Annotated in this window: 6 protein-coding genes; 1 reads left to right on the top strand and 5 read right to left on the bottom strand. The window is 76.4% G+C overall.

The window, feature by feature from the left end:
* Positions 1 to 268: 268 nt before the first annotated feature.
* Positions 269 to 904 (bottom strand): TetR/AcrR family transcriptional regulator, encoded by a 636-nt coding sequence (locus ACFV3R_RS32195; RefSeq protein ID WP_385590511.1) that lies wholly within the window; start codon positions 902 to 904, stop codon positions 269 to 271.
* 108 nt (positions 905 to 1,012) lie between these two features.
* Between ACFV3R_RS32195 and ACFV3R_RS32190 the strand changes: the two genes are divergently transcribed.
* Positions 1,013 to 1,975: an NAD(P)-dependent alcohol dehydrogenase gene (locus ACFV3R_RS32190; protein WP_385590509.1), complete on the top strand. Its 963-nt coding sequence runs from the start codon at positions 1,013 to 1,015 to the stop codon at positions 1,973 to 1,975.
* A 29-nt stretch (positions 1,976 to 2,004) separates the two neighbouring features.
* Here the strand turns inward: ACFV3R_RS32190 and ACFV3R_RS32185 are convergent, their stop codons facing one another.
* The 4 genes from ACFV3R_RS32185 to ACFV3R_RS32170 all read right to left on the bottom strand — a co-directional run bounded on the left by ACFV3R_RS32185 (position 2,005) and on the right by ACFV3R_RS32170 (position 9,663).
* Complete coding sequence (locus ACFV3R_RS32185) at positions 2,005 to 4,476, bottom strand: FUSC family protein (protein WP_385590507.1); 2,472 nt, start codon at positions 4,474 to 4,476, stop codon at positions 2,005 to 2,007.
* Positions 4,477 to 4,903: 427 nt separating this feature from the next.
* Entirely contained in the window at positions 4,904 to 6,028 is a 1,125-nt protein-coding gene (locus tag ACFV3R_RS32180) for a glycosyltransferase family 4 protein (RefSeq protein ID WP_385590505.1), read from the bottom strand.
* A gap of 502 nt (positions 6,029 to 6,530) precedes the next feature.
* Positions 6,531 to 8,282, bottom strand: a complete 1,752-nt coding sequence (gene recN, locus ACFV3R_RS32175; protein WP_385590521.1) for a DNA repair protein RecN — start codon at positions 8,280 to 8,282, stop codon at positions 6,531 to 6,533.
* A 457-nt stretch (positions 8,283 to 8,739) separates the two neighbouring features.
* Positions 8,740 to 9,663, bottom strand: a complete 924-nt coding sequence (locus ACFV3R_RS32170; protein WP_385590519.1) for an NAD kinase — start codon at positions 9,661 to 9,663, stop codon at positions 8,740 to 8,742.
* Between the last annotated feature and the right edge of the window lie 99 nt (positions 9,664 to 9,762).

Genomic DNA, 9,762 nt, shown 5'->3' with positions numbered 1-9,762 from the left:
CCACCCCCCAGGTCATGCCTTCGACAGGGGGCAACAGTCATGCCGGGCCCGGAGGCCAGCGGTCCCATTGCAGGACCGCGAAGAACATAACGGGGTGGGTGTGTGACGGGCCGTGCGGCAGGGCCTGACGGCCGGTCCGGTACTGCCTGGCAGGCCGGCCGCGCCGACGCCCGCCGGACCGCTGCTGCGCCCACCGGCCCCCGGGGCGCCCATCACGCCGGACCGGCACCCTGCAACAGGTGGCCAGGGTCGGGCACTTGGCGCGGCCTCACCCCTCGCCGCTGCCCCGGACGTGGTGTCCGCTGGGCACCAGGTGCCTCAGGCCCAGGCCGGCCGGTGGCGGCAGCCGGGTGTGGGCGGCGGGGGCGCGGAAGGAGTCGAGCAGGTAGCCGACCAGTCGCCGCGAAGCCGCCGCGGGGTCGGGGGTGGCGCCGAGGGCGTTGTTGGCGAGCAGCACCACCGTCAGGTCCGAGGGGTGGAAGTCCTTCCGCAGCGCCCCCGCGTCCTGAGCCCTGCGGACCAGGAGCGCGAAGCCGTGCTCGCCCTGCAGCCGGCGCCGGGAATGGTCCGCGGACGCCTCCGGGAAGGCGGTGAGGAACGCCTCCGTGAAGCCGCGCTCGGCCACCTGCAGGGCGCAGACCTTCTCGATCACGTGGCAGAAGCCGCGCCACGGGTCGGGGTCCTCCAACGCCTGGACGAAGGCCGCCGTGCACGCGTCGAGCTGGTCGGCGAAGACCTCCCTGACCAGTTCGTCGCGGGTCCGGAAGCGGCGGTAGAGCGTGGCGACCCCGACCCCGGCCTGCCGCGCGACGGTTGCCATCGGCACCTCGATCCCGTGCCGGGTGAAGGCCTCGCGGGCAGCCTCGACGATGCGCCGCCGGTTGCGCTCGGCGTCCGCACGCAACCGAGAGGATCTTTCGTCGATCCCTCTCACCTCCGGCTCAAGTGGACGGTGTCGTCCGGTTACCACCGTACGGTCGGTCGCAGACGCGATCAGGGCGAGGTGTACGAGATGACCGAGACGATGCGGGCCGCACTGTACGACAGTTACGGCGGCCCCGAGGTGCTGTACGTGGGCGAGGTGCCCAAGCCCGTGCCCGGGCCGGGCGAGGTGTTGGTGAAGGTCGGCGCGGTGAGCGTCAACGGCGGTGAACTGCACGCCCGCGCCGGCCGGCTCCGGCTGGTCACCGGGGGCAGGTTCCCGCTGCGCACCGGCCTGGACTTGGCGGGGGAGGTGGCCGGACTCGGCTCGCCGGGCACCGGGTTCGCCGTGGGGGACCGGGTCTGGGGCGTCATGGCGCGCACCTCGGGCTTCGGCAGTGCGGCGGAGTACGTCACCGTCCGAGCGGAGCGGATCTCCCGGAGCCCCGGGGGGCTCGACCCGGTCGACGCCGTCGCGTTGCCGGTGGGCACCACGGCCCTGACCGCCCTGCGGGACAAGGCGCGGCTGCGCCCGGGCGAGCGCCTCCTGGTGCGGGGGGCGGCCGGGGGCGTGGGGAACGTCGCGGTCCAGTGGGGCAGGGCGGCGGGGGCCCGCGTCACGGGTCTGGCCCGGGCGGACAACCTGGCCCTGGTCCGCGAACTGGGCGCCGACGAGGCCCTCGACTACCGCGTCACCACGCCGGCCGACCTCGGCCGGTACGACGTGATCCTGGACACCGTCGGCACGGACCTGCGCGCCTACCGCCGGCTGCTGGCCCGCGGCGGACGCATGGTGGCCGTCGCCCTCGACACCGACCGGATCGCGGCCTCCCTCGGCTACGTCCTGGCCAGCGCCGTGCACGGTCGCAGCCGGGTGCGCTTCTTCAGCGGCAACCCGAGGACCTCGCTCCTGACCGAGCTGACCTCGTACGCCGAGGAGGGCACGCTCCGCCCCGTCGTGGACACGGTCTTCCCGCTCGCCGGCATCGCGGACGCCCATCGTGCGCTGGAGGCGGGCGGGGTGCGCGGCAAGTACGTCGTGCGCGTCGGCTGAGGGCACGCCGTGCGGGTCGGCCGGTGTCCTCAGGCGGGGCCCGGCCCGCTCCCGTCCCGGGCCGGCTCGTCTCCGCCGAGGTGCAGCGGCTCGTCCAGGCCCCGGACGTTCTCCTCCAGCCGCTGCAGGTGGCGGCGGACGCGGGCGGTGCGGCCGGGGCCGAGTGCCGTGCCCGGGTCGGCGCGGGGTGCCGCGGCCAGCGGGACGCCCGCCTCGGCGTAGGGGACGGTGCGGTAGATCCGGGAGCCGGCGGGCCGCGTGCCCCGCCGTGTGCCGCTCAGGTGGTCGCCAAGCCGGGTGAGGTGCTCGGTGACCTGGTCGGCGAGCCGGCGGGCGGTGTCGTCCTCGGCGCCCGACTCCGGCAGCTGCTGCACGCAGGAGGCCAGCGCGCGGGCGTGGTAGGCGGCACCGTTGATCAGGCCGACGACGTAGCGGGTGGTGCCCCGGCGCACCCGCAGCGGGCTGACGGGGTGGGTGAGCGGCGCGGTCGCCTGGCGCAGGTTCTCCACCGCCTCGTCGAGGTCGCGGACGCTGTCGTCCAGGGCGGGGTCCTCCAGGCCGCGGCCTCCCTCCAGCCGGCTCAGCGAGGCCTGCACGGTCTCCCGCAGCGCCTCGACGACGTCGGCGAGGCGCTGGTCGGTGTGGGCTCCGGTGCGCACCGGCAGGACGACGAGGGCGGCGATGAGGCCGCTGGCGGCGCCGAGCAGGGTCTCCTCGATGCGCAGCACCATGACCGACACCGAGTAGGTGTGCAGCAGCGTGTACAGCAGTCCCAGCATGTTCGTCACGAAGAAGGACATCAGCGCGTACGACAGGGGCGCGGTGAAGAACATGCAGAAGACGCAGACCAGGACCAGCGCGAACGCCAGCGGGACGTCGCCGGCGACGAGCGTGGTGACGCCGACGCCCGCGACCACCCCGACGATCGTGCCGATCAGGCGCCGGTAGCCCTTGACCAGGATCTCGCCGGTGGAGGCGGTGTTGAGGAAGACCACCCAGCAGGTCAGCACCGCCCAGTACCAGCGCTGTGCGGACAGGAACTCGCCGCCGACGATGGCGAGCGCGGAGCCGACGGTGACCTGGAAGGCGGCCCGGGTGGTGGGCCGGCGCAGCCCGACCTGTCGGCCGGTGTCCGTCTCACGGCCCATCGTCACCCGCAGGCCGAGGGAGAGGTCCTCCACGGCCAGTTCCTCCCGCGAGCTCTCCACCGCGCCGCGGCCCGGCCCGGGGCCGTCGCCGGCCGGTGCGGCACCCGCGGGGGGCCGGGGAGCGGCTTCGGGGCCGCGGGGCGGGGCGCCGCCCGGATCGGCGGGGAGCGCCCGCACACCGTGGTCACGGTCGAGGACGAGCATCCCCCAGCGGGCCCTGGGACGGGACTCGGCGGCGGAAGGCACGGCGGAGCCTCGGCGGCCGGCCGGACCGGGCGTCTCCTCCTCCTGCCCGGCGGCGACCCGGACGCCGAACATGGCGAAGGCCAGTTCGCCGGCGGCACGCAGGGTCTCCACGGCCTCGGGCGGGGCGTCGGCGACGTCCTCGCGGACGCTCAGCAGGCGTTCCCGGGCGAGGGCGGTGGCCTCGTCGCGGCCCTCGGGCCCCTCACGTTCGAGGATGAGCCGCAGTTCCTCCAGGGCCTCGCCGAGCCGGTGCGTGCCGGAGGAGTGGCCCAGCAGGAGGGCCGCGAGGCGCTGGGCCGCCACGTCGCTCTCGGCGACCCGGCGTTGCAGGGCGGCGGCGGCGCTCTCGTCGGGGACGGCGTCGTCGATGCGGCCCTGGATCATCACGGCGCACTCGTGCAGGCTCGCGATGCGCTTGCGCACGTCCCGTTCCGCCCGCCGGCGGGGTGAGTGCTCCCCGGCCCGGTGCCGGCTGCCGGCCCGGTGCTGCGGGCCGGCGTCCCGTTGCAGCTCGCTCAGCACGGCGAGGGTGCCGACGGCCCGGGAGAGCCGTCCGCGGAAGGCGTGGAGCAGCCGCCGCAGCGTCCACTCGGGCGTCGCCCGCAGCAGCACGAACCGCACCACCGCCCCCGAGCCGAACGCCACCGCCATCACCTCGTAGAGCTGCGGCAGCTGGGCGGTCTGGGCGCGGATGAACTGGGAGACGAAGAACAGCTGGAAGGCCATGAGTCCCAGCGCCTGGGCCCGCCGGCCGTAGCGCCGGATGTAGACGGCGCCGAAGATCAGCAGCAGGAAGACGATGTCGGCGGCGGCCCGGTAAGGGGCGAGCAGCGTGCCGAGGGAGACGGCGGCCAACGCGGTCGGCAGGCCGGCGGCGAGGGTGATCGCCTGGTCCCGCAGCAGCGTCTCGGAGATGGCGAAGGAGGACACCATCGCCGCCATGGCCCCGGCCACCAGCAGCATCACGGGGACGCCGAGGGCTGTCATCACCAGCAGCGCCAGCCCGATGGACAGCACGGTGCGCAGTGCGGACATCAGCCGGATCAGGCCGGGGTCGGAGGCGACGAAGCGGTCCCAGGCCGCCGTCACACGTGTCACTGCGTGCATCCCCGTGCCTTCTGCGGTTCCCGCGTCGGTGCGTCCCGTCCGGCCTGCCGCGGAACCCGGGCGAGCGCCGCGCCGACGGTCCGCTGAGAGCCTACCTGCCGGCTGCACCGCACGTGGGGCGGGCTGCGGCGGTCCGCCCCCGCGGCCGGCGTCGCCGCCCGGGCGGCCGGTGGTCCGCATCGCGGACGGGAGACCGCCGGAGACGGCCCGCGGGCACGTCTGCCCGCTGCCGCCCCGACCAACCCCTGCCGGGGACGGGCGGGCGGACGCGGGGTCCGGCCGGCGGCGGCCGGGCGGGGACTGCGCCGGTGGCGGCGGCAGCCGGGTGGCGGGGACACGTGCCGGTGGGCGGGGGCCGCGGGCGTCGGTGCCTGGCAGGCGTCAGCACCGCGTCAACGCAGACGCCGGCTTCCCGTCCGCGCAGACGTCAGCTCCGCGTCAACTCGTCGTAGACGCTGAGGGTCTGGGCGACCGTCTCGTCCTCGGTGGGCCAGCTCGCCGCCTGCCGGCGGCCGGCCGTCACGAGGGCGTCCCGGTGTTCCTGGTGGCGCAGCAGGTGGGTGACGGTGCGGGCCAGGGCCGTGGCGTCGCCGTAAGGGACGAGTGCGGCCCCCTCCCCCACCAGCTCCCGGGTCCCTCCGACGTCGGTGGCCACGAGCGGCACGCCGGCGCGCAGGGCCTCGTGGGCGATGAGCGGGCGCGCCTCCCAGCGGCTGGGCAGCACCACCAGGTCGGCGGCGGTGAGGAGTTCGGACACGTCGTCCCGGCGGCCCAGCAGCCGCACCGGCAGTTCCTCCTCCGCCACCCTGCGGCCCAGCTCACCGCGGAGCTCCCCCTCGCCCGCGAACACCACGAGGGGCGGGGGTGTCTCGTGCCGCCACGACCTCGCGGCGTCGAGCACCACCCGGTGCCCCTGGTGGGCGGTGAGGCGCGCGACGACCAGCAGCAGCGGGCGCCCCACCGTGCCGAGTTCGGCGCGGAGCTTGCCCCGGGTGTGACGGCCGGCCTCCCCGTCCCCCTCCGGTGCACGGGGCCCGGGGACGGCGAGGGGCGCGAGGCGGGCGTCCCGCGCCCCCCGCTGCCGGGCCAGGTCGACGAGGTCGGCGCAGGTCGCGAGGGTGACGGACGCACCACGTACCAGTCGCCGCTCCAGCAGGCGGTCCACCTTGACGCGCGCCCCTTCGACGGCGCCCCGGGTGTGCCAGGTGACCACCAGTGGCCTGCGGTGTCGCCCACCGAGTGCCAGTTCCGCCCGCAACCCGGCGTTCAGGCCGTGTGCGTGGACCACGTCGGCCTGGTCGCATGCCTCGCGCAGAACGGTGAGCGTCGTGCGGTCCGGCCGGGGCGCGAGGGGCAGGAAGCGCGCGCCGGTGCCCGTGAAGTCGTACTGCGCCTCGATGTCCGCCGCGGCGCAGACCGTCACCCGCACGCCCCTGGCGACGAGTCCGGCGGCCAGTGAGCGGACGTGGGCGGCACTGCCCCCGCTGCCGCGGCCGAGCACCTGGACCACGCGGAGCGAGGACCGGCCGCGCGGCGCGGGGAGGGTGCTCACGGGGGTCGGGTCTCCTGGACGGTCGGGGCGGGTGCGGTGCAGCGGACCTCGGACGCCGTGGGGCTCGGTGGCGGGAGGGCGGTGATCGGCCGGGGTGCGGCGCCGGGCGGGCGAGGAGCCCGGAGTCCGGCCCGGCGGCAGCGTGGCGCCACGAGGCCGGCGGGACGGCGTGCCCGCGCCGCCCCCAGGATGCCAGGCCGGATGCGGGGAACGGCACAGCGCGGCCTCCGGACCTCGTCAACCTCCTCGCCGCGACGCCGATTCCACCCACACGAGTGATGCGGGGGCGGAGGGCGGCTGCCGGAGGGGACGGCCTCCGAACCGGGACGCCGGACCGGGACCCGGCTCCGGGGGCGCCTGGCTGCGGCGGGCGACGAGCCGGCGGGGGGACGGGGTGGCCGGCGCCGGCGGACCACCGGTGGGCGGCGCCTGTTTCCCCACGCCCGGCCGCAGGGCGCGGAGGGTGGTGAGGGGCCCGGCAGGGCCGCCGGCGCGGCGCCGCTCAGCGGGCGGCGCGGGCGGCCTCCAGCAGTTCCTCGGCGTGGGCGCGGGCCGTCTCGGAGTCCTGCTGTCCGGCGAGCATCCGGGAGAGTTCCCGCACCCGGTCCTCGCCCTCCAGCACCTTGACGCCGCTGCGGGTGACCGACCCGTCGTGGGTCTTCTCGACCAGCAGCTGCCGGTCCGCGAAGGCCGCGACCTGCGGGAGGTGGGTGACGACGACCACCTGTGCGGACCGGGCCAGCTTGGCCAGCCGCCGGCCGACCTCGACCGCGGCCTTGCCCCCGACTCCGGCGTCCACCTCGTCGAAGAGGTAGGTCGGCACCGGGTCGGAACCGGCGAAGACGACCTCCACGGCGAGCATCACCCGGGAGAGTTCGCCACCGGAGGCGCCCTTGGCGATGGGCCTGGGGTGCGAGCCGGGGTGGGGGGCGAGCAGCAGTTCCACCTCGTCCACGCCGGTCGGGCCGTAGGCGACGAGGCGGCCGGACAGCTCCAGGCCGTCCACCCCTGCCTCCTCTGCCCGGGCCGGGTCCTCCGCCAGCACCTGCCGGCTGATGTCCACGCTCACCCGCGCGTGCGGCATGGCCAGTTCGGCGAGTTCGGTGGTGACCGCGTCGGCGAACCGCTGGGCCGCCTCGTGCCGGGCGTCACTCAGCGTCTGGGCGAGCTGCGCCAGTTCGGCCCGCAGGGCGTCCCGTTCGGCGGTGAGCTCACCGATCCGGTCGTCGTCGCCCTCCAGTTCGGCCAGGCGCGTGGCGCTTTCCTCGGCCCAGGCCAGGACGGCGGTGATGTCCTCGCCGTACTTGCGGGTGAGCTGGTTCAGGGTGGCGCGGCGCTCCTCGACGGCGGCGAGCCGCAGCGGGTCGGCGTCCAGGCCGTCGGCGTAGCCGGCGAGTTCGCCGGCTACGTCACCGAGGAGGATGCCGACCTCGGCGAGCCGCTCCGCGAGGGCGGCGAGCGCCGGATCGTGGTTGCGGACGGCCTCCAGCGCCCGGTGGGCACCGGCCACCAGGGCTCCGGCGTCCACGCTCTCGGGGTCCACCGGGTCCCCGGCCAGGGCGGTGTGCGCGGCGCTGGCGGCGGAGGCGAGCGCCTCCGCGTGGCCCAGGCGCTCGGCCTCCGCGGCGAGCTCGACGTCCTCGCCCGGCTGCGGCTCGGCCGCCGCGATCTCCTCCACGCCGAACCGCAGCAGGTCGGCTTCCTGGGCGCGTTCGCGGGCGCGGGTGGTGAGCTCGGCCAGCTCCTCGGTGACGGCGCGCAGCCTGCGGTAGGCGGCGCCGTACGCGGCCAGCGGCTTGGCGACGGCGTCACCGGCGTAGCGGTCGAGGGCCTGCCGCTGCCGGGCGGGCCGCAGGAGCCCCTGCTGGTCGGTCTGCCCGTGGACGGCCACCAGGTCGTCGGCGAGCTCCGCCAGCATCCCCACCGGGGCGGACCGCCCGCCGACGTGGGCGCGGGACCGGCCTTCCGCGGAAACGGTACGGCTCACCAGCAGGACGCCGTCCTCCAGCTCGGCGCCCGCCTCCTCGGCGCGCCGGGCCGCCGGGGCGTCCGGGTCCATCGAGAGCCGTCCCTCCACGACGGCGTAGGCGGCGCCCACCCTCACCAGGGCGGCGTCCGCCCGGCCGCCGAGCAGCAGCCCGAGGCTGGTGACGACCATGGTCTTGCCCGCCCCCGTCTCGCCCGTCACCACCGTGAAACCCGGGGACAGCTCGATGACGGCGTCGTCGATGACGCCCAGGGACCGGATCCGCATCTCCTCCAACACGGGTACGACCTTACGAGGTCCCGGGGCCGCCCCGCGACGGTCGCCCGCGCCTGCGCCCCTTTCGCGCGCCCCCTCACCGCCCCGCCGCCGAGGCGCGGAGTACCCCGCCACCGGGCCCGGCAGGCGGTCCGACCAGCGCGGGAAGGCCCACCGCCGGGCCGGCGGTCGGTACCCCGGCGGGCCCTCGGAGTGTGCCCGGACGTCGTGGAACGCCCTGCCGGGAAGTGACGCCGGGAACGTACGGCCGGGTCCGGCCCCGGCCCGGACGCCCCGCGCCGGCCCGGACGCCCCGCGCCGGACCAGGACAGCGGGGCAGCCCCCCGGGAGGCGACTGCGGGCCCTTGGGTGATCAGCCCCGCTCCCCCGGCCCGGCCGCCTCCCCGAGGGGCCTCCCCGCCCGGGCAGAGGGCTCCCCGGGGCCGGACCGTGACGTGGTGGTGCCTGGTCAGCGGGGTGCGCCGCGCCATCCCGCCACGGGCAGGGCGAACTTGGCGACCAGCCGGTCGGTGAAGGAGGAGTGGTGCAGCCGGGCCAGACGCACGGGCACCGCGCCCCGCCGGACCTCCACCCGGGCGCCCGCGGGCAGTTCGACGGTCCGCCGGCCGTCGCACCACAGGACGCCGTGCGGGGTCTGCGGCTGCACCTCGACGGCCAGGACCGAGTCCGGGGAGGTCACCAGCGGCTTGGCGAAGAGGGCGTGCGCGCTGATCGGCACCATCAGCAGCGCCGCGACCTCCGGCCAGACCACGGGCCCGCCGGCGGAGAAGGCGTAGGCGGTGGAGCCGGTGGGCGTCGCGCAGACCACGCCGTCGCCGCCGAACCGCGAGACGGGCCGGTTGTCGACCTCGGTGACGACCTCCAGCATGCGTTCGCGGGCGGCCTTCTCCACGGACGCCTCGTTCAGCGCCCAGTCGGTGTGGACGATCACACCGTTGTTGCGCACCAGGACGTCGAGCGTCATCCGCTCCTCGACCTCGTAGCTCCGGGTGACCACGCCGTGCACGACCTTGTCGAGGTCGTCGCGTTCGGCCTCGGCGAGGAAGCCGACGCGTCCCAGGTTCACGCCGAGCATCGGAACCCCGGAGGCACGGGCGAAGTCGGCGCCCCGCAGCAGGGTCCCGTCGCCGCCGAGCACCACGACCAGTTCGCAGCCGTCGGCGGCGCCCTTCTCGGAGGTGACCACGTCGACGTCCTCGGGGAGCTCCAGGTCGGCGGCCTCCTCGGCGAGCACCCGCACCTCGATGCCGAAGCGGAGCAGCTTGCCCACGACCCGTTCGGCGCTGCGGACCGCCGCGTCGCGCCCGGTGTGCGCGAGCAGGAAGACGCGGCGCCGGGCGGACGGTTCGATGGGCGCGTCGGGGCCGGGCAGGGGTACGACGGCGGAGAGGTCGCAGACCCCTGCGACCGCGGGCACCTCCCCGCCCGGGGCCCCGTCCTGCTCCTGCCCGGCCGGGTCGGTCCCGGCGGG

This window comes from Streptomyces sp. NPDC059740 (genome assembly GCF_042733155.1).
Lineage (GTDB): Bacteria > Actinomycetota > Actinomycetes > Streptomycetales > Streptomycetaceae > Streptomyces.
This window is presented reverse-complemented; position numbering and strand designations above follow the sequence as displayed.